Source organism: Streptomyces sp. NPDC047022 (assembly GCF_040644155.1).
Classification (GTDB): domain Bacteria; phylum Actinomycetota; class Actinomycetes; order Streptomycetales; family Streptomycetaceae; genus Streptomyces.
In genome coordinates, this window is record NZ_JBEYVV010000003.1 from 298,196 (window position 1) to 323,375 (window position 25,180).

Here is a 25,180-nt window from a genome sequence, read left to right on the forward strand (position 1 = left end):
GCCCCCGTGTGTCGGGTGGACATGCCACCATCGTGCGGGCGGTGACTGGTGATACGAGATCAAGAAGAGACGATGAAGCAGCAGGGCGTGCATCCCGACGGTGCGGAGGGCACCTCTGAGGGTTCGTCGCGCCCGGACACCGCTGACGGCGGCCGGAAGGCAAGCGAGATGGCAGACGACGGCGCCGACGAGCACCGTCAGGACGCCCACTGCGACGCGGTCGAGGGCGACGAACCGCTCCTCCCCGCGCGCGTGCACCGGCCTTCGGACCTGATGCGCTTCCTGGTGGGCGTGCTCTCGATCGTGGTGCTGCTCGCGATCGCGGCCTTCGCGCACGGCACCACGTCGGGGCTCGAACAGGACATCAACAAGGGCACTGGCCAGGCACCCGATCTGCTGATCAAGATCGCGGGCCTTGCCTCGAGCATCGCGATCCTCCTGGTGCCGGTCGCCTTCGCCATCGAGCGGCTCATCAAGAGGGACGGGCTGCGCATCGCCGACGGTGTGCTCGCGGCGGTGCTCGCCCATGGCGTGACGCTCGCCACGGACCTGTGGGTGGCCAAGGCCGCCCCGCCCTCCATCCAGGACGCGCTGACCCAGCCCTCCCCCGGCGACATCCACGCCCTGACCGACCCGGTGCACGGCTATCTCGCGCCCGTCATCGCCTATATGACGGCCGTGGGCATGTCACGCAGACCGCGCTGGCGGGCCGTGCTGTGGGTCGTACTGATGCTCGACGCCTTCTCGATGCTGGTCACCGGCTACACGACCCCGTTCTCGATCATTCTGACGGTGCTGATCGGCTGGAGCGTCGCGGCCGCAACGCTGTACGCGGTGGGCTCACCGAATGTGCGGCCCACCGGGCGGACCCTGATGGCCGGGCTGCGCACCGTGGGCTTCCGCCCGGTCAGCGCGGCGCGCGAGGACATGCAGGACACCACCGACAACGGCGACCGCGGCCGGCGCTACTTCGTCACGCTGGAGGACGGACCGCCTCTCGACGTGACCGTCGTCGACCGCGAGCAGCAGGCTCAGGGCTTCTTCTACCGCGTGTGGCGGCGGCTGACGCTGCGCGGCATCACCACGCGCAGCAGCCTGCAGTCGCTGCGCCAGGCCCTGGAGCAGGAGGCGCTCCTCGCGTACGCGGCCATCGCGGCAGGCGCCAACGCGCCGAGGCTGATCGCGACCTCCGAGCTCGGCCCCGACGCCGTGATGCTCGTCTACGAGCACACCGGCGGCCGGACCCTGGACCAGCTGCCGGACGAGGAGATCACGGACGAACTGCTGCACGACACCTGGCACCAGGTACGTGCCCTGCAGTCCCGGCGCATCGCACACCGCCGGCTGGCGGGTGACGCCATCGTGGTGGATCGTTCCGGCACCGTCGTCCTGACCGACCTGCGCAACGGCGAGATCGCGGCCGGTGACCTGGTGCTGCGGATGGACATCGCCCAGTTGCTGGCGACGCTCGGCCTGCGGGTCGGCGCCGAGCGCGCGGTGTCCTCCGCCGTCGGCGTACTGGGCCCGGACGCGGTCGCCGACTGCCTGCCCATGCTGCAGCCCATCGCACTGACCCGTTCCACGCGCGCGACGCTCAGGAAGCTGGCCCGGCAGCGGGCCGAGCGCGAGCGGGAGGCGGTCCTGGAGGCGTCCCGCCAGACCAGGGCGGCGCGGTCGCAGGAGAGCTCCGACGGCGCCGAGGCGGCCCTCGACAAGCACGGCAAGAAGGCCGCACGCGCCGAGCAGCGGGCCGAACAGCGAGCGGAGAAACGGGCACTCGACGAGGCGCTCGACGAGGCGCGGGAAGAAGACCTGCTCACCCAGATCCGCCACCAGGTGCTGCGGATCCGGCCGCAGGCCCCGGTGGAGCCGGCCCGCCTGGAACGGGTACGGCCCCGCACACTGATCAGCTTCATCGCCGGCGCCATCGGCGCGTACTTCCTGCTGACGCAGCTCACGCACATCGAGTTCGGCACGCTCTTCGCCAACGCCGAGTGGAGCTGGGTCGCGGCGGCCGCCCTCTTCTCCGCTCTGAGCTACGTCGCGGCGGCGATGGCGCTGCTGGGCTTCGTACCCGAACGGGTGCCGTTCTGGCGCACCGTGGCGGCGCAGGTCGCCGGGTCGTTCGTGAAGATCGTGGCTCCCGCGGCGGTCGGCGGTGTCGCGCTCAACACGCGCTTCCTTCAGCGTGCGAAGGTGCGGCCGGGCCTGGCGGTGGCGAGCGTCGGCGCGTCGCAGCTGTTCGGACTGGGCTGCCACGTACTGATGCTGCTGTCGTTCGGCTACCTCACGGGCACCGAGAAGACCCCGTCCCTGTCGCCGTCCCGTACGGTCATCGCCGGTCTGCTGACGGTCGCGGTGCTCGTCCTGGTGGTGACGTCGGTGCCGTTCCTGCGGAAGTTCGTCGCCACGCGTGTGAGGTCGCTGTTCGCGGGAGTGGTGCCGCGCATGCTCGACGTGCTGCAACGGCCGCAGAAGCTGGTCACGGGCATCGGCGGCATGCTGCTGCTCACCGCCTCGTTCGTGATGTGCCTGGACGCCTCGATCCGGGCCTTCGGGCATGAGGAGCCGACCACTCTCAGCCTGGCGAGCGTCGCGGTGGTCTTCCTGGCGGGCAACGCGCTCGGCTCCGCCGCTCCGACGCCCGGCGGGGTGGGAGCGGTCGAGGCGACCCTCACGGTCGGTCTCATCGCGGTGGGCCTGCCCAAGGAGGTCGCGGCGCCCGCGGTGCTGCTGTACCGGCTGCTGACGCTGTGGCTGCCTGTCCTTCCGGGCTGGCTGTTCTTCAACCATCTCACGCGCAAGGGCGCGCTCTAGGACGCCTGCTGAGGCGTGCACACGGGCGTGGCCCAGGCTGCGTGCCAGGGACGTCCGTTCGCGCGGCGGCTGCGGGGCCGCCGCGGCGACCGCCGTGCAACGCGACACGCGGTCCGCGGCAAGGGGACTCACCCACACGGACCTTGTCCCGGGGCGCCCGGCGCCGGGCGACCGCACGATGGGAGCATGCCGAACCCTCACCGGATCCGCGCCCTCTCCGTGGCCGCCACTGCCGCCCTTGCGTCCCCCTTCCTGACGGGTTGCGCCACCGCGACCTCAGGCAGCGTGGACCTGTCGCCCCCGACGCGGGACTTGTCGGACCAGAAGCTGAACTGGACCGACTGCACCGCGCCGTCCGAGGCCGAGGGGGGCGGCAGCGCCCCCGCGCCCCTGCCCGACGGCACCCGTTGGCAGTGCGCGACCATGAAGGCGCCCCTGAACTGGAACAACCCGGGCGGCGCCACGATCGGCATCGCGCTGATCCGGGCGAAGACGAGCGGCCCGCCCAGCCAGCGCATAGGCTCGCTCATCTTCAACTTCGGCGGCCCCGGCGGCTCCGGCGTCGGCGCGCTGCCCGCCTTCGCGCAGGACTACTCGACCCTGCGCACCCGCTACGACCTGGTGAGCTTCGACCCGCGCGGCGTCGGCCGCAGCGCGCCCGTGCTCTGCAAGACCGACAAGCAACTGGACGTGTTCTTCCAGCAGGACGCGACACCCGACACCGTGGCCGAGCAGAAGGCGCTCCTCAACAACACCAGGCAGTTCAACAACGCCTGCGAGACGCGCTCCGGCAAGGTGCTGCCGTACGTACGCACCACGGACGCGGCTCGCGACATGGACCTGATGCGCCAGGTCCTCGGTGACACCAAGTTGCACTACTTCGGCATCTCGTACGGCACCGAGCTCGGCGGCGTCTACGCGCACCTGTTCCCCCACAACGTCGGGCGGGCCGTTCTCGACGCGGTCGTCGACCCGACGGAGAACCCGGTCCAGAGCTCTCTGGGGCAGGCCAAGGGGTTCCAGCTGGCGCTCGACAACTACGCCCGGGACTGCACCTCGCACCCCGGATGCCCCGTCGGCAAGACGCCGAAGGACGTGGAGAACCGGATCGCCGAACTGCTGAAGAGCCTCGACACCAAGCCGCTGCCCGGGATCTACCCCCGGAAGCTGACCGAGACCGCGGCCACCAACGGCATCGCCGAGTCCCTGTACTCCAAGGACTTCTGGCCCTACCTCACCGAGGGCCTGCAGCAGGCGTACGCAGGTGACGGCAAGGTGCTGATGCTGCTGTCGGACTCGCTGAACGGACGCAACGAGAACGGGCAGTACAGCAATCTCATCCCCGCCAACATCGCCATCAACTGCGCCGACCAGAAACCCCGCTACACCATCGCCGATGTGAAGGCGCAACTGCCGCAGTTCCGCGCCGCCTCACCGCTGTTCGGCGACTTCCTGGCCTGGGGCCTGCTCAGCTGCGTCGACTGGGCCGTGCCGGGAGCATGGAACCATCCGACCGTGAGCGCGCCCGGTGCCGCCCCGATCCTGGTGGTCGGCAACACCGGTGACCCGGCCACCCCGTACGCCGGGGCGAGGAGGATGGTGGAGGCACTGGGCAAGGGAGTGGGTATCGAGCTGACGTACAAGGGGCAGGGACACGGCTCCTACGACAGCGGCGACAAATGCGTACAGAACGCCGTGAACAACTATCTGCTGAATGGGAAGGTTCCCTCGCTGGGGACCGTCTGCACCTAGCCGCCGGACCCCGCTGCGGCCGGATCCCCCATCCGGCCGCAGCGGGGTCCAGGCAGGAGCGCCGCCCGTAGGCACACACCAGAAAAGTGCAGGTCAGCGAGTTATCCACAAGCGGAAATAGGCTCGGCTCGATCTGTCTACTATGGCCTGACTGCTCCTCGCGGATCCGAGCGGGGAGCGCGTCAGGGGGGTGCACATGTCACTTTTCGTACGATGCACCGCCGCGATCGCCGCCGCGGTGCTGATGACCGGCTGCGGCAGCGGCTCGTCCGGCGGAGGAAAGGACGACGCGAAGAGCGGGTCCGGCTCGCGCTCGGCACCGCCGCCCGCGGCTTCCTCGGGACTGCCGTCCTCGCTCACGTCCCAGAAGCTCGGCTGGGGCCGCTGCACGGGCGCATCGGCGCCGGGCGGCGCCTGGCAGTGCGCGACCATGAAGGTGCCGCTGGACTGGTCGAAGCCGGACGGCGGGACGATCGGCCTGGCGCTGATCCGCTCCACGGCGACCGGCGGCGAACGCATCGGCTCGCTCCTGTTCAACTTCGGTGGTCCCGGAGGCTCCGGCGTCTCGACCATGCCCGCGTACGCGGCCTCGCTCACCAAGCTCCATACGCGCTACGACCTGGTGAGCTGGGATCCACGCGGAGTCGGAGCGAGCGAAGGGATCCGCTGCCGCGGCGACAATGCGATACAGGCGGCCGAGTCCATCGACGCGACGCCGGACAACGCCGCCGAGGAAAAGGCGTACCTCGATGACGCCGCCGCCTTCGGCAAGGGCTGCGCCAAGGCCGCGGGCAAGCTGATCTCGCACGTCTCGACGACCGACACCGCACGCGACATGGACCTGATGCGCCAGGTCCTCGGTGACACCCGGATGCACTACTTCGGGATCTCGTACGGCACCGAACTCGGTGGTGTCTACGCGCACTTGTTCCCGAAGAACGTGGGAAGTGTGGTGCTCGACGCGGTGGTCGACCCGACCGCCGACAGCATCGGCCACGCGAAGAACCAGACCCGTGGCTTCCAGCGTGCGCTGGACGACTACCTCAAGTCGACCGGGCAGGACCCGCAGCAGGGCTCTCGGAAGATCGCGGACCTGCTGAAGCGGATCGACGCAAAGCCGCTGCCGACATCGTCCGGCCGCAAGCTGACCCAGTCCCTGGCCGTCACCGGCATCGTGCTGCCCCTCTACAGCAAGGACAGCTGGCCCGCGCTCACCGTCGCGCTGCAGTCGGCCGAGGCGGGCGACGGTTCCGCGCTGCTGAGACTCGCCGACGGCTACGACGAACGGGATGCCTCAGGGCACTACGGCACGACCACGCATGCCCAGCGGGCCATATCGTGCCTGGACGACAAGCAGCGGCCCACACCTCAGGAGGTGAAGAAGCTGCTGCCGGAGTTCGAGAAGATCTCCCCCGTGTTCGGCGACTTCCTGGGCTGGGACACGGCGGGCTGGTGTCACGACTGGCCAGTGGCCGGGGAGTTCGACCACCCCGAGGTCAGTGCCGCGGGCGCGGCCCCTGTGCTGGTGGTGGGCAACACCGGGGACCCGGCGACGCCGTACGAGGGCGCTCGGAAGATGGCCGACGGCCTGGGCAAGGGCGTCGGTGTCGAACTGACCTGGAAGGGAGAGGGCCACGGGGCGTACGGCAGCGGCAGCGGCTGCGTCGACTCCACGGTGAACGAGTACCTGCTGAACGGAAAGGCCCCGAAGGACGGCAAGGTGTGTTCCTGACGCCCCTGGCGTGGACAGGTTGACGACGGAGGCCCACGGCAGCTGAGTGGGTCACAGCCGTGGCAACGGGGACCGGACAGTTGACCTGAACTCGTGTCGTCCCGGCATCACTTCTCGGCCCGCTGGGTGATCGCCGCCTCGGTACAGTCCCCCAGGAACTCGTACCAACGGCGTTCGAGGCATACGTAGCGCACGTCCGCTTCGACGAGGCTGAGGAAACCCGACACAGTCTCGGTGAGACGTTGTTGCAGCCCCGGGTCGGCCAGCGTTCCGTCTTCGGCGAAGGCCTGGTAGCTGTCGGGCACGCTGAACATGTCCGGGTAGACACGGGTGCCCAGGTGTTCCAGGGGAATCCTCAGGGTCCACAGCCCGCGGTTGCCGCCGACCAGCGACGGCGAAGCGGAGACGAGCATCGCGTGTTTGGTCTTGAACGGCTGCGGCCGGACACGCGAGACCCAGTCGATCGCGTTCTTCAGCACTCCCGGCACGGAGGCGTTGTACTCCGGCGAGGAGATGACGAAGGCGTCGCTCTGATCGAGTCGGTCGCGCAGGGCGAGGGCGCCGTCCGGCAGCCCTTCGCCGGCCTCCATGTCGCCGTCGTACAAGGGCATGTCGAAGTCGCGCATGTTGGCGAGGTCGACGGCGGCACCGGTGTCGGAGATGATCCGGGCCACGAGGGAGGCGAGGCGGGCGTTGGTCGAATCGGCCCGCAGGGCCGCGCCGAAGACCAGGAAGCGCAGCGGGCCGGGAAGCGTGTCCGTGGGCATGGATCCGTCCTTCCGTCGCGGGCAAGCGCCTCCGAGAGGGCGCCCCTGCGACCAGTGTGGTTCCCCGGCTGACGTCACGCGACAGGGCCAGGACCCGAGGGAACGAGCCGGTCAGGACGAGGGCCCGACCCTTGACACCGGTCGGCAATGACAGAAGCCCACGGCATCCGACCTGGTCAGAGCCGTGGGCTTCTTCTGTCTCGCCGGTCAGCGAGACCGCTGATCAGTAGACCGGCTTGTGCGGTTCGATCTGGTTGACCCAGCCGATCACGCCGCCGCCCACATGGACCGCGTCCGCGAAGCCCGCCGACTTCAGGACCGCGAGCACTTCCGCACTGCGGACACCCGTCTTGCAGTGCAGGACGATCTTCTTGTCCTGGGGGAGGCTCTCCAGGGCGGTGCCCAGCAGGAACTCGTTCTTCGGGATCAGCCTGGCGCCCGGGATGGCGACGATCTCGTACTCGTTCGGCTCGCGGACATCGATGATCTCGATGTTCTCTCCGTCGTCGATCCACTCCTTGAGCTGCTTGGGAGTGATCGTCGAGCCGGCCGCCGCGGCCTGGGCTTCCTCGGAGACGACGCCGCAGAAGGCCTCGTAGTCGATGAGCTCCGTGACGGTCGGGTTCTCGCCGCAGACGGCGCAGTTCGGGTCCTTGCGGACCTTGACCTGGCGGTACTGCATCTCCAGGGCGTCGTAGATCATCAGTCGGCCGACGAGCGGCTCGCCCGTGCCGGTGAGGACCTTGATCGCCTCGGTGACCTGGATGGAGCCGATGGACGCGCACAGCACGCCGAGGACGCCGCCCTCGGCGCAGGAGGGAACCATGCCCGGCGGCGGGGGCTCCGGGTACAGGCAGCGGTAGCAGGGGCCGTGCTCGGACCAGAAGACGGAGGCCTGGCCGTCGAAGCGGTAGATCGAACCCCACACATACGGCTTGTTCAGCAGCACGCACGCGTCGTTGACCAGGTATCGGGTCGCGAAGTTGTCCGTGCCGTCGACGATCAGGTCGTACTGGCTGAAGATGTCCATCACGTTGTCGGCCTCGAGCCGCTCTTCGTGCAGGATCACGTTCACGTACGGGTTGATGCCCTTGACCGAGTCACGCGCGGACTCGGCCTTGGAGCGGCCGATGTCGGACTGGCTGTGGATGATCTGGCGCTGAAGGTTCGACTCGTCGACTTCGTCGAACTCCACGATGCCGAGCGTTCCCACGCCGGCCGCGGCCAGGTACATCAGCGCCGGCGAGCCCAGTCCGCCGGCGCCCACACACAGCACCTTGGCATTCTTCAGCCGCTTCTGCCCGTCCATCCCGACATCGGGGATGATCAGGTGGCGGGAGTACCTGCGGACCTCGTCTACGGTGAGCTCGGCAGCCGGCTCGACCAGGGGTGGCAGCGACACGGGGACTCCGTTGGTCGGTCAAACACTACGGTTGTTCTACCCGTAAACACTGCCACGCCCTTCTTCATTCCGAGACACCCGTTCCGATGCGCGAGACGATTTCGTCCCAGTAGCCGGGCATCGTCTCGAAGGGGTCGACGCGACCGCCCTGATCCGTGCGGTCCGTGAACCAGATCGTCGCGGCCCCCTGCCAGCGCGCGATGCGCAGCGCCTCCTCCAGATGGCCGCGGGGCACACCGTGCACGAAGTGGCAGAAGCGCTCGGCCGGGTAGTCGGCGGTCCATTCGGCCACCTGCGACCAGCGGTAGTCGCTCCAGGAGCCGCGGTAGGTGACCAGTTGGTCGGCGTTCTCCGCGTATCCCGGATACGGGTGGCTGCCGTGCCCCAGCACGATGTGCCCCGGGGCGGGTGCGAAGAGAGTGCGGAGCGCGGTGACAGCGCGGCGGATCTCGGGAAGCGCGGCCCGTTCGGACGGGCAGCGGTCCAGCAGGAACCCGTCGGCCCGGTACCAGTCGAGATACCGCTGTGCCTCGGAGATCAGTTCGGCCGGCAGGCGTGCGCCGTACCTGACGTCGAGGTGGCCCAGGACACGGACACCGGCGTTGTGCAGTCGTCCCGCGGCCTCCAGGCAGTGCGGGTCGGGCCGTGTGCCGGGACCGTCGCTCACATTGAGGACGGCCCAGTGCACGGGGGTGCCGGGGCGGGTGAGTTCACTCCATTCCAAGGGGGCCACGAGGGGGTGCGCATAGCCGGGGATGCCGAGGCCGGCCCCGAGACCGGTGCTCGCGGTGCCCGCCGAGGCACTGGTCAGATGCGGCATGCCGCCTCCATCCAGATGTCGGCGAGCGACTCCTCCAGGTTGATCCGGGGTCGCCAGCCCAACCGGTCGCGGGCGGTACGGACGTCTGCCTGCTGCCAGCTGCCGCAGCCGTCCGGATAGGGGTAGGCGATCGGCGGGGCGTGCTCCGGGTCGTTGCGCGGGTGTCCGATGGACGGCCGCATCGGGCCGGCGGGGCCGTCGAGTTCGTGCAGGTTGCCGCCGTAACCGGCCACACGGGCGAGGACGGCGGCTGCGTCGCGGAGGCGCACGGCGCGGCCGGAGCCGATGTTGATCACACCTTGGGCGGCAGACAGGGACGCCGCGTGGACGGCGCGGGCGACGTCGCGGACGTCCACGAAGTCACGCTGGACGCCAAGTCCGCCGAGCTTCAGTTCGCCGTCGCCGGACTGCATGGCGCGGCGCAGCGCCTCGGCGAGGCGGCCGAGCGGGGATCCGGCGGGGGTGCCGGGCCCGGCGGGCGAGAAGACTCGGAGCACGACGGCGTCGAGTCCGGAGCCGAGGACCAGTTCCGTCGCGGCGAGCTTGCTGACGCCGTAGGGGCCGCCGGGGCGCGGGATGGCGTCCTCGGCCGTGGAGGAGCCGGGCTGGCTGGGGCCGTACTCGGCGCCGCAGCCGATCTGCACCAGGCGGGCCCCGCATCCGCTGCGGCGCAGGGCCTCGCAGATCGTGGCGACGGCGACGGTGTTGTGCCGGGTGAGTTCTCGTGCACCGCCGCGGATGGCACCGGCGCAGTTGATGACGACCCCGGGGTGCACGGCGTCCAGGAAGCGGGTGAGCGCGCCGGGGCTGCCGGAGGCGAGGTCGAACCGTACGTCGGCGTCGTCGCCCCGGCCGAGCGCGGTGAGCTGCACGGCGGGGTCGGCCAGCAGGCGGTCGGCGACGAATCGGCCGAGATATCCGTTGGCTCCGATCAGCAGGACCCTCATCGGGCGGCTCCCGGGGCGGATTCTCCGGTTCGGGAGGTGATCATCTGGCGGTCTCCTTCAGGGGTGGTGCCGTGGGATGAGAGGGCCCGCGGTGTCGGCCCCGCGGGAGAGGGGTGCCGGGACGGAGGTCCGGGCGGCGGTTGCGGCTCATGACGTCGGTGATGGGGTGTCGTGAACCGTCGCTCAGGGGGATCCGGGCGGGCGGGCGTGGGAGGAGGCCCGGGTCAGGGTGCGGACCGCGTGGGCCAGCAGGGTGAGGGCGGCCAGGGCGCAGCTCAGGGCCGGGACGGCGTCCGCGCCCCAGCCGTCGGCCAGCGTGCGCACCGGCACGGCCAGGATCGAGCAGCCGGGCAGCCGGCCGGCGAAGACCAGGGCCATGGCCATCGCTTCGGCGGCGGCCGCGGTGCCGAGGGCGGCGGCGGGGGCGCGCCGGGAGCCGTGGGTGATGAGCAGCCGGGCGAGCAGCAGCAGTGCGGCGAGGGCCCCGGCTCCCGCGTACTCGGCGGGTTCGCCGAGCAGCGCCCCGCACAGTGCGAGCAGCACGCCCACGGCGCACAGGAAGAGTCCGAACGCGCCGAGGAGCACCGGTGTGACCGAGGACGCGAACTCCCGAAGGCCGCGGCTGGCGGCGAGTTTGCGCCGCACGCTCACCGAGAAGAGGCGGGCGCACCAGACGGCGGGGGCGCAGGCCAGCGTCAGGGCGAGGACGGACGCGGTGGCGTGGGGCCAGGAACCGTCGGGGCCGCCGTCCAGTGCCGCGCGCAGCAGCCCGTCACCGAGAACGGCGTATCCGAGCAGCCAGCCCGTCCACGCCACCGGCGCGATGGACGGGACGCGGGCGGGCGCGCGTACGGGACCCCGGGCGGGTGCGCGCAGCGAGCCGCGGGCGAGTGCCGCGCGCAGGCCGAGCGCTACGGCCACGGTGCCGAGCGCGGCGACGACGAGATGGAGCCTGCCTTCCGTGAAACGCAGCCCGATGACCGTGGCCGCGGACAGCGCGCCCGGGAGCAGGGCCGGGAGTTCCCAGGCCCAGTGTTCGGGCGGGACGTCCACGGTGGCGGGCCGCGAGGGTGACCCGTCGCCGTCGCGTGGCACGCGCGCGTACATCTCCTCCGCGAGGGAGAACACGTCCCGGTGCCGGAAGCGGGCGGCGGTGCGGTCGGTCAGGCCGTGTGCTTCCAGAGCGGCCGCGATCTCCAGGGGGTCGACGGCGTGCTCGCACAGATCCCGGTGCTGGTGCATCAGGGTCTTGACGGGGTCGGCGGCACCGCGGCGGGGGCCGGGGCCGCCCGGGGTGGAGAGGTGGTCCAGTTCTCCCACGTCTGTCATCGCGCGCCCTCCGCCGCCGTGACGGGTTCCTGGGACCGGCCGGTGGCGCGCACGGGTGCCGTGGTCCCGTCGGGCGCCCATGCCCAGCGCGGCCTTCCGCCCAGCGCCCGGGTCCCGGTCCACAGTCCGGGCACGTGCGACTCCGCCGGAGCCCCGAAGGGCAGGGGGTCGCCCGCTTCGTCCACGAGCACTCTCCGCACCGGCGCGTGGGAGACGATCTCCAGATAGATGCCGTGGAACGCCTCGACGTTCTGTTCGACTGTGAACAGTTCGAGGGCTCGTGCGCGGGCGGCGGCGCCGAGGCGTTCACGGCGCTCGGGGTCGCGCAGCAGCGCCACGCACGCCTGCGCGAGCGCCCGCGGGTTGCGTGGCGGCACCACGAGACCGGTACCGCCGATGACCTCCACCACCGCGCCCGCGTCCGTTGACACCGTCGCGCGGCCGCAGAACATGGCCTCCACCAGACTGGTCGGGAACCCTTCGACGACGCTCGACAGCACGACGACCGCCCCGGCGGCGTAGACCTCCGCCAGGTCGGGGGCCTCGGGGCCGCCGGCCTCCTCGAAGGAGACCGGGTTGTCGCCGACGTCGTGCACGCCCTCGGCCTCGTCGGGGAAGAGCTGGGCCGCCAGCGCCTTGCAGTGGCCGAGGTAGGCCTGGCCCTCTGCGTCAGCCGGGGCTCCGACCAGCCTCAGCCGCGCCCTGGGCACCTCCTTGCGGACCTCCGCGAAGGCGTGCAGCAGGGAGACGAGATCCTTGCCCGGCTCGACCCGGCCGACCCAGACCAGCGTCCAGGGGTCCGAGCGGTCCGCGGACTCCCCGACCTCCGTGAACCGGGATGCCTCCATGCCCGGGTGGACCGTGCGCAGCCGGGACCGGTCCGCGCCGCACCGTTCCTGCCAGCGACGGGTGTGGGCGTTGCCGGGAGTGATGCAGGCGGCCGTCCGGTACACCTCCGCTGCGAGCCGACGGTGGAACGCGGCGAGCAGCGTGCGCACCGGCGACGTCCCCTCCGTCGCGCCCAGCGCGCCCAGGTAATGCGCCCGCAGCTGTGCTCCGTACTCGGTGACCAGCAGGGGAACCCCGGTGAAGTGTCCGGCGAGCAGCCCGGTGAGGGCCGCGGCACCGCCGGAGGTGGCGTGGCAGAGGTCGACCGCGCCGAGTGTGTCGTCCTCGTACCAGTCGAGCGAGAGGGGGCGCAGAGCGCGTTCCACCTGGGCGGCGATGTCGAGCAGATCGGAAACGCGCGCCGTGCGCGGGGCGTGCGGAGCACGGCATGCGTGCTCCAGGGCGCGCAGGGCGGCCTCGGAGCGCAGGGCGCCGGTCAGTCCGCCCACGTCGCGGGCGAGTTCGGCCAGTGAGTACAGAGCGCTGCGGAAACGGTCCGCCTCGGGATCGGCCGGTCCGGACGCCGAGGACGCCTCCGGAGGCGCCGCGGACCCGGGTGCCGTGCACAGTACGGTCGCCAACTCCCCGTAGACCTCGGCGAACCGCCGCCGCGCCCGGCGGCCCAGTGCGGCCCCGTCTTTCCCGGCGGTCCACAGGGGCGCCGTCCGTACCCGCCCGGCGCCCGGCGGCAGCGGGACCCAGCCCTCGGCCTCCTGGCGCTCGGTGCGGCTGAGCGCATAGATGTCGAACTCATGCTGCCCGAGCCCGCGCACGAGCCGGTCGCACCAGAGTCCGGCGTCACCGATCACATACGGGTAGCCACCCTCCGTGATGAGTCCGATGTGCACGAGTGCACCCCCGATCTCCCGTTGGGGAGCCGCCGTTCCCCTGGCGGCTCGCAGCGGGACGAACGTATGCGGACATGGCGGTGGCGCGATGGACGGTTGTCCATCGCGCCACCAAAAGGGGTGAACGGACGTAACTTTCCCGCGCGCACCGCGTTCAGTCGCGCTAAGAGATGGCCGGATCACGTTTGGTCGCCGGAAACCGTCCCACGGAACGACCGTTCGGGGACGGTCCCAGAACGGGCGGTCCGTTCGGGGACGGTCCGTTCGGGACCGCCCGTTCGGTGGTCGCGGGCCGAGGGGCTGGCCGTCCGGGGACCATCAGTCGCGAACCACCGGTCCCCCGCAGGTCCTCACGCCGCCGACGGCTCCCCGCGCGCCGCCCACCGCCGGGCCGCGACGGCCGGGTCCAGGGCCGGCACGGCGGCCAGGAGCTGTTTCGTGTAAGGGCCGCGCGGTGACCCGTACACCTCGTCGGCAGGCCCGTACTCGACGATCCGCCCGCGCCACATCACCGCGACCCGATCGCTGACCTGGCGTACGACGGCCAGGTCGTGCGCCACGAAGACGAGCGCCAGCCCGAGTTCACGCTGCGACTCGCCGAGCAAGGCCACGACCTGGGCCTGGGTGGTGACGTCGAGCGCGGAGACCGGTTCGTCGCAGACGACCCCGGCGTCGGGTCGTCGAGAAGCAGTGAGACCGATCAGCTGGGCCGACGGATCACAGGGAAAGGAGCCGACCGGCCGCAGAAGGAAGGAAAACGCGCGACACGAACGCCAGGGGCGGGCGTCAGCGTCAGTGGATGTCGGCCACGCAGAGCGCGGTCACGCCGATGAGCGCCAGCTCGATGGCAGCGCGGGCGGAGGCGTGACGGGACGACATGGTTGAAATCCTGAACGAACTGTTTGCGTATACGTCGTCAGTGTGACGCAGGTAGCACGCCTCAACCTCGGGGGAAGGGCCACGGGTTGGGCAGGCAGTGGATGCCGTCGTGGTCGAGGAACTTCGTCTGCTGCTGCATGACCGGCGCCAGCTCGCCGTCCTTGTCGCAGCTCACATGGCCGTATCCGAGGCGGTGCCCCACCTCGTGGTTGATCAGCATCTGCCGGTAGGCGTACATCGCGTTGCCGTACGTCGTCGAGCCCTGGGCCCACCGGTAGGCGTTGATCATCACGCGCTCGGTGGAGGCCGAGTCGCACGAGACGTTTTCCTCCGCCGTGTCGAGGTCGGACTTGGCGCACCAGACGGCGGTGGTCCCGGGACTGGCGAGCGTGATCACGAAGTCTGGCTTGCCCGAGGAGACGCGCTCGAAGGTACGGGCTCCCTTGTGTGCCCAGCTGCGGTCGTCGTTGAGAGTCTTCTGGACGGCCTCGGCGAACAGCTCTCCGTCGAGGCCGAGCCCGTTCTCCATGTCCACGCGGTAGGTGTACTTGTGACCCGTGCCGGGCGCCTTGGCCGAGCCGGGGACCACGGAGAACGTCCCCGGGCCCTTCAGCGTGGCACCGAGCGGGTATTTGACGGCCATCGCCTGCGCGTACGCCAGCGGCGTCGCGTTGGGCCCGGCGGAGGGACTCTGCTGGGGCTCGGCACCGTGGATGTCGCGGGCCGGGCTGGTGGCCCGGGACTGAGCGGTGCTTCTTCCCGCCCCTTCGGCGAACTGACCGGCGACGACGACCGCGAGCACGGTGACGACGGCGGCGGCCGTGATCCCGGCTGCCGTACGGCCCTTGCCGCCCGTCCTGGGCGGCGTCTGACCGGTCTCGGTCGCGGCCGTGCCGTCGGTCCCGGCGGCCGCCTCGCCCCCCTCCGCGTCCGCCCCGGCTTCACGGTCGCCGGTGGGCGGGCCGGGCGGGGAGCCCGGTGTGACGCCTCGGCGTGGCGCGAATACGTCGTCGTCGAAGGCGTCGACGTACTCCTGGCGGGGGCTTCCGGAACGCGACCGCTGGTGCGGGATGCGGGGTATGGAGCGCCCCGGGGCGACGGCCCCCGGCGGTGCGGCCTGAGGCGGTGCCGCAGCGGGTGCCGTCCCGCGGCCGAACTCTCCCCAGCCACCGCCGGGTTCACGCTGCTGCGGATGGCCGCCCCGGACCCCCGGGGTGCCGTGCGCCGGGGTCCCGTCCGGGAAGCGCGGCACACCATGCGCCGGAGTGCCGACCGGGTGCAGCGGCACTCCACCGGCCGGGGCCCTCTCGGACGGGCGCGGAACGCCGGGGTCCGCAGCCCCGCCCGGGAAACGGGGCACTCCCCGCGCCGGCGTACCCTCCGCGTACCGCGGAGCTCCGCCCGTGTCCGTATTCGAGTTCGCGGTGTCCGCGTTCGTCCTGTTGCCCCGCCCCTTGCGGCTGTGCCGTCCCACGCCGCGCCTCAGCTCCCCGCGCCCTCGGTGTCGGATCCGTCCGTCTTCTCGTCGCTCCCGGCCGCCGCTGCGGCCGTCGTCTCGGGCAACTCACCGGCGTCCGCGAGCAGTTCGCGGAACGCGGTGGCCACCACATCGGGATACTCCATCATGGCGACGTGCCCCGCCTCCGGCAGTGTCAGCAGCCGGGAGTCACGGAAGGCCCGCGCCGCCCGCTGGGCCATGCGGAACGAGACCAGTTGGTCCCTGCCTCCGTAGACCAGCAGCGTCGGCGCGAGCACCCGCTCCGCCTGGCGCCACAGACTGTGCTGCCCGCCCAGGGTGTAGGCGTTCACGATCCCGCGCGCCGAGCGCGCCATCGCGTCCCAGAAGTACGGCAGACGCAGCCGCCGCTCCATCTCCTCCACCGCACTGCGGAAGCCCTCCGGGGTGACTCGTGCGGGGTCCCCGTAACACAGCGCCATCACCCCGAGCACGCGCTGCTCAGCCGTCCAGTCCCTGGTCCAGCGGGTGAACAGCGAGGCGACGCCGGGCAGTGCGAGCAGTCCCGTGGGAACGGCACCGCGCTGGACGAAGATCTCCGGGAGGGCCGGCGAGACCAGCGTGAGAGTGCGGACGAGATCGGGTCGCACGGCCGCCACGCGGGTGGCGACGGCACCGCCCATCGAGTTGCCCAGGAGGTGCACCGGTCCGCGCCCGGCCGCGTCGAGAAAGCGGATGACCGCGCGCGCGTGCCCCGTGACGGAGTAGTCGCCGTCGTCCGGCGGCGGCGAGTCGCCGAAGCCGGGCAGGTCGACGGCCTCGCCGTCCACGAGCCCGTCGAGCCGGGCCATCAAGGCCGACCAGTTCCGGGAGGAGCCGCCCAGTCCGTGGAGGTACAGCGCGGGCGGAAGTCCCTCACGCCGCGGCGGCCTCGACCGCACCGTCAACGTGACTCCCGGCAGCCCCACCGACCTGACCCGTTCGCCCTGCTCGACCGCGACGGGCGACACCTTGGGGAGCACATTGGAGGCCGGCACGGACGGCAGTTCGGTCGAGGACATGCCGCAATGTTACGAGACGATCACGTAGTGGCTCGCGTGGCGGCTGTCACAGTCCACCGCGGGGCCGCGGGCCGCGAGCACCCCCGGGCCGCCACCGGCGCCACTCCGGCACACGGCGATGCATGGCGATGCATAGCGTCCCGATCGGGTGTCTCCTAGGCTCGTACCAGGGCACCCGTGTGTGGACCCTGCCTCTTTCAGGGACATTCCAGGAGTTCTACAGGAGTTCTAGGAAGGGAGCCCGCCATGACCGTCGACCCCACTGATCCCGAGACGTTCGACGACGAGGGGACCGAGGCCGCCGAGCTCGACGTGGAGGCCCCGGAGAACGACGCCGCCGAACAGCTCACCGAGCTCTCACCGGAGGGGGACGACCGCCTGACGGAGGAGGAGGTCCTGCGCGCCAACGAGGCGGACCTCGTGGAGCAGAAGCGCGTCGTGACCATAGATGAGGACGACTACCGGTGAGACACGAGGACGGCTACCGGTGGGACGCCCGGGACACCGGTGATCGGTGAGTGCCCCCGAGGTACGAGATCCTTGAGACCGGGCATGAGATCAGTGAGGTAGACACCCAAGGGAACCGTGCCCACCACCCGGCAGCGGGGCGCTTTTCGTCCGCCCTGCCCCATTCCGCGCGCTCCGCGCCGCTTTCGCCGCGGTCGGGTCCATGAAATTCTGCGTTCGCACCGCGCACAGCAGGGTTACCGAAAAGTACGATGGCAGCGCGGCGCACACCGCATGTGGACGATTTTGGGAGGCGGCGTGACAGCCATCGAGCAGACAGAGGCGGCACGCCCGCGGGGCACACGCCTGCCGCGCCGTGCCCGACGGAACCAGCTGTTGGGCGCCGCCCAGGAAGTCTTCGTGGCACAGGGGTACCACTCGGCCGCGATGGACGACATCGCCGAGCGCGCCGGCGTCAGCAAACCGGTGCTCTACCAGCACTTCCCGGGCAAACTCGACCTCTATCTCGCCCTGCTGGACCAGCACTGCGAGGCGCTGCTCCAGGCCGTACGCGGAGCGCTCGCGTCGACCACCGACAACAAGCAGCGCGTGCGGGCCACCATGGACGCGTACTTCGCCTATGTGGAGGACGACGGCGGCGCCTTTCGGCTGGTCTTCGAATCGGACCTGACGAACGAGCCCGCGGTGCGCGAGCGCGTCGACAAGGTCACGGTCGAGTGCGCCGAGGCGATCTGCGAGGTCATCGCCGAGGACACCGGTCTGTCGGAGGCGGAGTCGATGCTGCTGGCCTCGGGGCTGGGCGGCCTCGCCCAGGTCGTGGCGCGCGCATGGCTGCACAGCGACCGCAGCGTGCCGCGCGAACAGGCGGTGCAGTTGCTGACGTCGCTGGCCTGGCGGGGCATCGCGGGATTCCCGCTGCACGGCAACGAACAGCAGCACTGATCGCCACGCCCCCGGGGCGTGCGGCCGTGGCGCGGTTTTGTTCCCGGTCGCTGTTCGCTCCTGGCGTTCCGGAGCAGAGCGTGTACGTCCCCTCACCGGGCTAATGTGTGCAGGTACGGCGCGGACGGCCGCGCACATCACTGACCGTCGGAGGGACAAAAGCCGTGGAGGTCAAGATCGGCGTGCAGCACGCGCCCCGCGAGATCGTTCTGGAGAGCGGTCAGACTGCCGAGGAGGTCGAGCGCGTCGTGGCCGAGGCGCTGGCCGGCAAGTCGCAGCTGCTGAGCCTCGTGGACGAGCACGGCCGCAAGCTCCTCGTCCCGGCCGACCGTCTCGCGTACGTGGAGATCGGCGAGCCGGCCCCGCGCAAGGTGGGCTTCGGCACGCTGTAGTTTTCGGACAAAGTCCGGACCGTTCGCGGTCCGAGCACAGCGGCGGGAGGTCCCGGAGGCGAGTCGCCTTCGGGACCTCCCGTTCTTGCTGTCCCGGCCCCTCCCGGCCCTCGGCTACTCCGTCCGGCGTTCGTTCCGGACCGGAGACACACAGACGGAGCACAACTTCCCCAGGGCGCAGGATTGCGTTCCGCGCGCCGCGGGTAGTACCGGCTACGACCGATTTGCCCAGGCAGCAGCCGTGCGGGAGGGACATTCGTCATGCTCTTGGAAGCACTCGGCTCCGCCGTCCTCGGGTTCGCCCTGGCGTGGGCGGCCGCGCACCGGCTGGCCCATCGGCTGCCGGCACGTGCCCTGGTGCTGTCGACCGGCGTGGCGGGTGCTGTCTTCGGCGCGTTCGTCACCCACAGCGCACTGGGAGCGGCCGACCTCCTGATCGTCCTCGTCGGCGCGCTCGTCGTCTCGGCGGCCTCGTTGTCGCTGCTGCTGCGCCCCGCGGAAAGATTTCGCCGCCGGTCGGCGACGGCCTGAGGCCGGTCGCCGGGCCCGGCGACGCCGGGACAGCACGCGGGGCGCCTTCGAGGACATGCCCCGACGAGATGCCCCGAGCGACCGATGAAGAGATGCCCCCAGCGGCCGATGAAGCGGTGCAGCCCGGACGGTCCGGGCAGACCGCGAGAGGGCCGCAGACGCCCGGCGGCGCGCCCGGACGGCAGGTGCGCGAGGTGCGCCAACCCTCGCGAGGCCACCGCCGGGGTCGATGACCAAGCGGGTCCGGCACGGTCGGGTGCGGTTCAGTGGCGCCCCGAGGGGCGCGGGGACGTGTCGGTATGCGGCTCCGCCGCGCGGGCGCGACCGGCCACGGCGGACCCGCAGATTTCGGACCGCGATTCCCGCGGAGCGCTCAGGCAGCCAGCCCCAGGGCTGACATCCGCTTCGTGTGCGCCTCGGTGATGCGGGAGAACATCCGGCCGACCTCGGCCAGGTCGAAGCCGTCCGCGACGCCGCCGACGAGCATGGTCGACAGCGCGTCCCGCTCCGCGACCACCCGCTGCGACTGCGACAGGGCCTCGCCCATCAGCCGTCGCGCCCACAGTGCCAGTCGGCCGCCCACCCTCGGGTCGGCATCGATCGCGGCACGCACCTTCTCCACGGCGAAGCCCGCGTGCCCGGTGTCGTCGAGCACCGCCAGGACGAGTTCGCGCGTGTCGGAGTCCAGGCGGGCCGCGACCTCACGGTAGAAGTCACTGGCGATCGAGTCGCCCACGTACGCCTTGACGAGCCCCTCCAGCCAGTCCGAGGGTGCCGTCTGCTTGTGGAAGCTGTCGTACGCCGCGACGAACGGTTCCATCGCCCCGGTCGGCTCGACCCCGATCTCGGTGAGCCGGTCCCGGATCCGCTCGAAGTGGTGGAACTCGGCGGACGCCATCTTCGCCAGCTCCGCCTTGTCCGTGAGCGTGGGGGCCAGCTTCGCGTCCTCCGCGAGCCGTTCGAACGCCGCAAGCTCGCCGTACGCGAGCGCGCCGAGCAGGTCCACGACCGCGGCGTGGTACTGAGGGTCGACGGAGGCCTTCGCCCAGTCCTGGGCGGCGACCGAGGTGGGTTCGGCGGTTGCGTCGGGAACGTTGTCAGGCGTCGTCATGAAGCGCACAATAGCCCGCTCGGCGGGCACGGGAAGGCCCTGCTCAATCACTGTGACGACGGCTACGTGACCGAATCGGCCAACACATGTGCGGGATTCCGGGGTATGGTGGTAATGCGCCTGCCGAGTATTCGACGGGCCGCACGTATGAGGATGCCCGGTCGGTGGCCCGATCGGCTCCGACCCGACAGCCCTCCCTGTCCGTACGGCACTGTGCGTACGGAGTCCGGAGGGACCCTCAGCGGTACGAGCGCTGGAGCGTCGGCGTGGTCCCGTGCCACAAGGCCCGTCCCCCAAGCAGGCCGACGTCATCGGTACGGTCACGACCCCCGCGTTCGCCTCGCACCGCGTACACAGAAGAGGCAGCACCCTGACTACGACTTTCAGAGATCTCGGAATCCTTCCCGAGACGGCCGAAGCCCTTGAAGCAGTCGGCATCGTCACCCCCTTTCCCATCCAGGAGATGACCCTCCCGGTCGCCCTCTCCGGCACCGATGTCATCGGCCAGGCCAAGACCGGCACGGGCAAGACCCTCGGATTCGGCCTTCCGCTCCTTGAGCGCGTGATCGTCCCGGTGGACGTCGAGGCGGGCCGTGCAAAGCCCGAAGCGCTCACCGATGCTCCCCAGGCGCTCGTCGTCGTCCCCACGCGCGAGCTGTGCACCCAGGTCACCAACGACCTGCTGACCGCGGGCAAGGTGCGCAATGTGCGCGTCACCGCGATCTACGGCGGCCGGGCCTACGAGCCTCAGGTCGAGGCCCTGAAGAACGGCGTCGACGTGGTCGTCGGCACCCCCGGCCGACTGCTCGACCTGGCCGGTCAGAAGAAGCTGAACCTGAAGCACGTCAAGTGCCTGGTCCTCGACGAGGCCGACGAGATGCTCGACCTGGGCTTCCTGCCCGACGTCGAGAAGATCATCAACATGCTTCCGGCCAAGCGCCAGACCATGCTGTTCTCGGCGACCATGCCGGGCGCGGTCATCGGCCTGGCCCGGCGCTACATGTCGCAGCCCACGCACATCCGGGCCACCGCCCCGGACGACCAGGGCGCGACGGTCGCGAACATCGCGCAGCACGTCTACCGCGCGCACTCCATGGACAAGCCCGAGATGATCGCGCGCATCCTCCAGTCGGAGGGCCGCGGACTCGCGATGATCTTCTGCCGTACGAAGCGCACGGCTGCCGACATCGCCGAGCAGCTCCAGCGGCGCGGGTTCGCGTCCGGCGCGGTCCACGGCGACCTGGGCCAGGGAGCGCGCGAGCAGGCCCTGCGGGCCTTCCGCAACGGCAAGGTGGACGTGCTCGTCTGCACCGACGTCGCCGCCCGCGGTATCGACGTCGAGGGCGTCACTCACGTCATCAACTACCAGTCCCCCGAGGACGAGAAGACGTATCTGCACCGCATCGGCCGCACGGGCCGCGCGGGCGCGTCGGGTACGGCGATCACGTTCGTCGACTGGGACGACATCCCGCGCTGGCAGCTGATCAACAAGGCGCTGGAGCTGGGCTTCAACGACCCGGTGGAGACGTACTCCACCTCGCCGCACCTCTTCGCCGACCTCAGCATCCCCGAGGGCACGAAGGGTGTCCTGCCGCGCTCCGAGCGCACCCGCGCGGGTCTCGCGGCGGAGGAGCTCGAGGACCTCGGCGAGACCGGCGGCCGGGGAGGACGCGGGAGCCGCACGTCGGCCCCGTCCGCGGAGCGCGAGCGTCCGGCGCGCGCGCCGCGCCGCCGTCGCCGTACACGGGGCGGGGAGCCCCTCGGTACGCCGGCCGGCGCAGAGGCCACGGATGCCACGGATGCCACGGCGGCAACTCGGGCCCCGGAAGCGGCCGATGGCGAGGCAGCACGCACACCTCGTCGCCGTCGCCGCATGCGCGGCGGGATGTCGGCGGAGCCGGTCGCCGCGGTGACCGAAACCACTCCGTCCGCGGCCCCGGAGGCGGCGGACGCAGCGGTCGCGGCCGTGGAGACGGCCGATTCGGTCAAGCCGCGCCGCCGCCGCACCCGGAAGACCGCCGAGACGGTTCCGGCCGCCGCCGTCGTGGAGGCCCCGGCCTCGGAGGCGGCTCCCGCCGCCGCTGTGGCCGTGGTGGACACCGCCGAGGCGGCGGAGGCGGAAGTCAAGCCGCGCCGCCGCACCCGCAAGACGGCGGAGACCGCTCCGGCCACCACCGAAGCCGAAGCCGTCATCGACACCGCCGAGGCCACGGAGGCCAAGCCCCGCCGCCGCACCCGCAAGGCAGTGGCGACCGAGGCCGAAGCCGCCGCCGACACCGCCGAAGCGACGGAGGCCAAGCCCCGCCGCCGCACCCGCAAGGCAGTGGCGACCGAGGCCGAAGCCGCCGTGGACACCGCGGAGGCCACGGAGGCCACGGAGGCCAAGCCGCGCCGCCGCACCCGCAAGACGGCGGAGACCGCTCCGGCCACCACCGAAGCCGAAGCCGCCGCCGACACCGCCGAGGCCACGGAGGCCAAGCCCCGCCGCCGCACCCGCAAGGCCACGGCCGCCGAGGCGGCGGTCGACGCCGTCGAAGGCGAGGCGCCCGCCAAGCCGCGGCGTACGCGGAAGACGGCCGAGCCCGCCGTGGAGAGTGCGGAGACCGCTCAGGCCACGGAAGCCAAGCCGCGCCGCCGTACGCGCAAGGCCACGGCCGCCGCCGAGCCCGAGATCCCCGCGCAGACGGCCGAGGAGCCCGAGGCCAAGCCGCGCCGCCGCACCCGTAAGGCGGTGGCCGCCGAGCCCGAGATCCCGGCTCAGGCGGATGACGCTCCGGCCAAGCCCCGGCGTCGTACGCGCAAGGCCGCGGAGCCTGCCGAGGGCTGACGCGACAAACGCCCGACGGCCCGTTTCCACCACCCGTGGAAGCGGGCCGTCGGCGTTTCTCCCGCCCCATGAGGTGCGACAGAGCGCGATGTCACCCCGAGCCCGTCCCGCCCCCACACGAACCCAACCGACCGGTAACATCGCCTCCATGAGCCGTCCCCCCACCTTCACTCCTCCCCCCGGCGTCCGGGCGCACCACCTCGTCACGGACCGCGGGGAGTTCGCCGTGCTCGAAGCGGACGCGGCGACCGCGCGGGTCAAGGGGACTGCCGTGCTGCTGCCCGGGTTCACCGGCAGCAAGGAGGACTTCATCGTGGTGCAGCCGCTTCTCGCGGCGGCCGGGTACCGGAGCATCGCCGTCGACGGACGGGGGCAGCACGAGTCCCCCGGTCCCCGGGACGACGAGGCGCCGTATGCGCAGGCCGAGCTGGCGCGGGACGTGCTCGCGCAGGCACGGGCCCTTGCAGGCGGGCCCGTTCATCTCCTCGGGCACTCCTTGGGGGGTCAGATCGCCCGGGCCGCCGTCCTCCTCGACGCCTCCCCGTTCCTCTCGCTCACGATCATGTCCTCAGGACCGGCCCAGGTCGCCGAGGGCCAGCAGCAGCGAGTGAAGCTGCTGCGCGACGGCCTCGCCGTCATGACCATGGCCGAGGTCTGGGAGGCGATCCAGGCCATGGAGCCGCCCCAGGACGCCGACGCCGGGGACATCGACGAGGGGCTCTCCGACGGGGACGACCTGCGCCGCCGCTGGCTGAACAACAGCCCGGCCCAGCTCATCGCCACGGGCCGCCAGCTGTGCGAGGAACCGGACCGCGTGGCGGAGCTGGCCGCCATCGGCCTGCCGCTGCATGTGCTGTCCGGCGATCACGACGACGCCTGGCCCGTGGAGCTCCTGGACGACATGGCCCTCCGGCTGGGCGCCGAGCGCACCGTCGTACCCGACGCGGACCACTCCCCCAACACGGACCAGCCCGCGGCGACCGCTCGCGCCATCGCCGCGTTCTGGGACCGGCTTCCCGCGCCGTCCTGACCGTTCGAGCCGGAGCCCCTGCCGCCCGGTGCCGCAACAGGCAGCGTTCGCCCCGTCCTTGACGGGCAGAGGTTGCCTGCCGCGGCCCTAGTACTGCCCCTGCAGATACCCCCAGAAGCCGTCCCGCAGCGCGCGTCGCAGGTCCGACTGGCCGCGCAGTGAGTACTGGAGCAGCGCCTCCGCCTCCACCAGCAGATCCTGGTCGACGGAACCGGGCAGATAGGGGTGGCCGGGGAGCAGGTCGGCCAGGGACTCCCGGCCGCGCGCCGACAGCCATTTCGCCGCGATCTGCGCGCCCACGAAGCGGACGTCATCACGCGTGGGGCGCGCCGCGGACGACGCCTCGTAGGTCGCGGCCGTCCGCCGACTCACATACGGCTTGAAGAAGTCGAGCTCAAGGGTGCGCTGACTGTCGACCTCCCACAGCAGCGGTTCCGCCTGGTTGCGGCCCTCCGGCGCCTCGATGCCCCACAGGTGCACACGCGCCCCGTATCCCTGTGCCGCCTCGACCGCCGACACCAGGTCCTCGTCGCCGCCGATGAGCGCGGCATCGCTGATGGCCCGGTGCCGGGCCAGTGACTCGAGGTCCGACCTGATGAGGGAGTCGACGCCCTTCTGCTGGTTGTTGGCGTTGAGGTTGCCGAGCCGCACCTTGACGTCGGGGAGTTCCGCGATGGACTGCTGCTCCGCCGTGTGGATGCGGCGGCGCGCGCCGTCGTACCAGTACACACGCAGCAGTCTGCTGTCCGCGAAGATCGTGCGCGCCTTGTCGATCAGCGCCTCGATCAAGCCCTCGGCGTCCAGGTCGAAGGCCCGGCGGTCCTCGGTACCGGCGATGAGGCGTCCGGCGGCCGCGTACAGATAGCCGGCGTCGACGAAGATCGCATGGGTCGAGGGCGTCTTCGCCACTTCGGCGAGCATGCGCTGGAGCAGCTCGTTCGTACGGTCGATACGGGCGCCGAGCGCCGCGAGGTCGTCGTTCATACTGCGCCCATTGTCCCGGCGGTCACGCTGCGGACACAACCGAGCGGCATCGGTGCACGGCCCGCTCGGACCCCCTCGCCGTAACGCTCGTAACCTGCGAGTCATTAGCGACTCGAAAATTTTCCTTAGCGTAGGGAATGTTTGTAACAAGCATCCCGTTGACTCACTACAGGAGGGGGCACACCACCGCCCCACGC

Annotated in this window: 20 protein-coding genes and 1 pseudogene; 9 read left to right on the top strand and 12 right to left on the bottom strand. The window is 71.3% G+C overall.

The genetic code is table 11. The features are described 5' to 3' along the window. Window positions 1-72: 72 nt before the first annotated feature. The 3 genes from ABZ845_RS06455 to ABZ845_RS06465 all read left to right on the top strand — a co-directional run bounded on the left by ABZ845_RS06455 (window position 73) and on the right by ABZ845_RS06465 (window position 6,301). On the top strand, window positions 73-2,817 hold the full coding sequence (locus ABZ845_RS06455) for a lysylphosphatidylglycerol synthase domain-containing protein (RefSeq protein WP_360973606.1): 2,745 nt from the start codon (window positions 73-75) through the stop codon (window positions 2,815-2,817). A gap of 186 nt (window positions 2,818-3,003) precedes the next feature. Continuing rightward, entirely contained in the window at window positions 3,004-4,569 is a 1,566-nt protein-coding gene (locus ABZ845_RS06460) for an alpha/beta hydrolase (RefSeq protein ID WP_360973608.1), read from the top strand. A gap of 196 nt (window positions 4,570-4,765) precedes the next feature. Beyond that, on the top strand, window positions 4,766-6,301 hold the full coding sequence (locus ABZ845_RS06465; protein ID WP_360973610.1) for an alpha/beta hydrolase: 1,536 nt from the start codon (window positions 4,766-4,768) through the stop codon (window positions 6,299-6,301). A 107-nt stretch (window positions 6,302-6,408) separates the two neighbouring features. Here the strand turns inward: ABZ845_RS06465 and ABZ845_RS06470 are convergent, their stop codons facing one another. The 10 genes and pseudogenes from ABZ845_RS06470 to ABZ845_RS06515 all read right to left on the bottom strand — a co-directional run bounded on the left by ABZ845_RS06470 (window position 6,409) and on the right by ABZ845_RS06515 (window position 16,698). Continuing rightward, a complete protein-coding gene (locus ABZ845_RS06470) occupies window positions 6,409-7,068 on the bottom strand; it encodes an NAD(P)H-dependent oxidoreductase (protein WP_360973612.1) in 660 nt (219 codons plus the stop codon). 223 nt (window positions 7,069-7,291) lie between these two features. Then, the gene (gene moeZ, locus ABZ845_RS06475) at window positions 7,292-8,470 is read right to left on the bottom strand and encodes an adenylyltransferase/sulfurtransferase MoeZ (protein ID WP_360973614.1); all 1,179 of its coding nucleotides are present in this window, start codon (window positions 8,468-8,470) and stop codon (window positions 7,292-7,294) included. Window positions 8,471-8,534: 64 nt separating this feature from the next. Beyond that, window positions 8,535-9,290, bottom strand: a complete 756-nt coding sequence (locus tag ABZ845_RS06480) for a spherulation-specific family 4 protein (protein WP_360973616.1) — start codon at window positions 9,288-9,290, stop codon at window positions 8,535-8,537. Beyond that, a complete protein-coding gene (locus ABZ845_RS06485; RefSeq protein ID WP_360973618.1) occupies window positions 9,278-10,237 on the bottom strand; it encodes an NAD-dependent epimerase/dehydratase in 960 nt (319 codons plus the stop codon). The genes ABZ845_RS06480 and ABZ845_RS06485 overlap by 13 nt, the downstream gene beginning before the upstream one ends. A 183-nt stretch (window positions 10,238-10,420) precedes the next feature. Continuing rightward, the gene (locus ABZ845_RS06490) at window positions 10,421-11,566 is read right to left on the bottom strand and encodes a hypothetical protein (RefSeq protein ID WP_360973620.1); all 1,146 of its coding nucleotides are present in this window, start codon (window positions 11,564-11,566) and stop codon (window positions 10,421-10,423) included. Next, the gene (locus ABZ845_RS06495; RefSeq protein ID WP_360973622.1) at window positions 11,563-13,302 is read right to left on the bottom strand and encodes a DUF3492 domain-containing protein; all 1,740 of its coding nucleotides are present in this window, start codon (window positions 13,300-13,302) and stop codon (window positions 11,563-11,565) included. The genes ABZ845_RS06490 and ABZ845_RS06495 overlap by 4 nt, the downstream gene beginning before the upstream one ends. Window positions 13,303-13,652: 350 nt before the next feature. Then, a pseudogene (locus tag ABZ845_RS06500) lies at window positions 13,653-13,964 on the bottom strand (ABC transporter ATP-binding protein); the annotation flags it as partial. Window positions 13,965-14,094: 130 nt separating this feature from the next. Then, window positions 14,095-14,181 (bottom strand): Ms4533A family Cys-rich leader peptide, encoded by an 87-nt coding sequence (locus tag ABZ845_RS06505; protein WP_360973704.1) that lies wholly within the window; start codon window positions 14,179-14,181, stop codon window positions 14,095-14,097. 61 nt (window positions 14,182-14,242) lie between these two features. Continuing rightward, window positions 14,243-15,655, bottom strand: a complete 1,413-nt coding sequence (locus ABZ845_RS06510) for a DUF3152 domain-containing protein (RefSeq protein WP_360973624.1) — start codon at window positions 15,653-15,655, stop codon at window positions 14,243-14,245. Window positions 15,656-15,663: 8 nt separating this feature from the next. Continuing rightward, complete coding sequence (locus ABZ845_RS06515) at window positions 15,664-16,698, bottom strand: alpha/beta hydrolase (protein ID WP_360973626.1); 1,035 nt, start codon at window positions 16,696-16,698, stop codon at window positions 15,664-15,666. Between the two features lie 246 nt (window positions 16,699-16,944). On the opposite strand from ABZ845_RS06515, the gene ABZ845_RS06520 reads away from it, so the two are divergent. The 4 genes from ABZ845_RS06520 (at window position 16,945) to ABZ845_RS06535 (ending at window position 19,031) form a co-directional block, all read left to right on the top strand. Beyond that, window positions 16,945-17,166, top strand: a complete 222-nt coding sequence (locus ABZ845_RS06520) for a hypothetical protein (protein ID WP_360973628.1) — start codon at window positions 16,945-16,947, stop codon at window positions 17,164-17,166. A 297-nt stretch (window positions 17,167-17,463) separates the two neighbouring features. Continuing rightward, entirely contained in the window at window positions 17,464-18,108 is a 645-nt protein-coding gene (locus tag ABZ845_RS06525; RefSeq protein WP_360973630.1) for a TetR/AcrR family transcriptional regulator, read from the top strand. 164 nt (window positions 18,109-18,272) lie between these two features. Continuing rightward, a complete protein-coding gene (locus tag ABZ845_RS06530; protein WP_360973632.1) occupies window positions 18,273-18,500 on the top strand; it encodes a DUF3107 domain-containing protein in 228 nt (75 codons plus the stop codon). A 261-nt stretch (window positions 18,501-18,761) separates the two neighbouring features. After that, window positions 18,762-19,031 (top strand): hypothetical protein, encoded by a 270-nt coding sequence (locus ABZ845_RS06535; RefSeq protein WP_360973634.1) that lies wholly within the window; start codon window positions 18,762-18,764, stop codon window positions 19,029-19,031. Between the two features lie 373 nt (window positions 19,032-19,404). On the opposite strand, the gene ABZ845_RS06540 is transcribed toward ABZ845_RS06535, so the two are convergent. After that, window positions 19,405-20,142 carry a ferritin-like domain-containing protein gene (locus ABZ845_RS06540; RefSeq protein WP_360973636.1) on the bottom strand — a complete coding sequence of 246 codons (738 nt, stop codon included), beginning with the start codon at window positions 20,140-20,142 and terminating at the stop codon, window positions 19,405-19,407. A 463-nt stretch (window positions 20,143-20,605) separates the two neighbouring features. Between ABZ845_RS06540 and ABZ845_RS06545 the strand changes: the two genes are divergently transcribed. Together ABZ845_RS06545 and ABZ845_RS06550 are read left to right on the top strand one after the other, a co-directional pair. Beyond that, complete coding sequence (locus ABZ845_RS06545; RefSeq protein ID WP_360973638.1) at window positions 20,606-22,969, top strand: DEAD/DEAH box helicase; 2,364 nt, start codon at window positions 20,606-20,608, stop codon at window positions 22,967-22,969. Between the two features lie 148 nt (window positions 22,970-23,117). Further along, window positions 23,118-23,999 (top strand): alpha/beta fold hydrolase, encoded by an 882-nt coding sequence (locus ABZ845_RS06550; protein ID WP_360973640.1) that lies wholly within the window; start codon window positions 23,118-23,120, stop codon window positions 23,997-23,999. Between the two features lie 87 nt (window positions 24,000-24,086). On the opposite strand, the gene ABZ845_RS06555 is transcribed toward ABZ845_RS06550, so the two are convergent. Continuing rightward, on the bottom strand, window positions 24,087-24,983 hold the full coding sequence (locus ABZ845_RS06555) for an NYN domain-containing protein (RefSeq protein WP_360973642.1): 897 nt from the start codon (window positions 24,981-24,983) through the stop codon (window positions 24,087-24,089). Window positions 24,984-25,180: the final 197 nt, after the last annotated feature.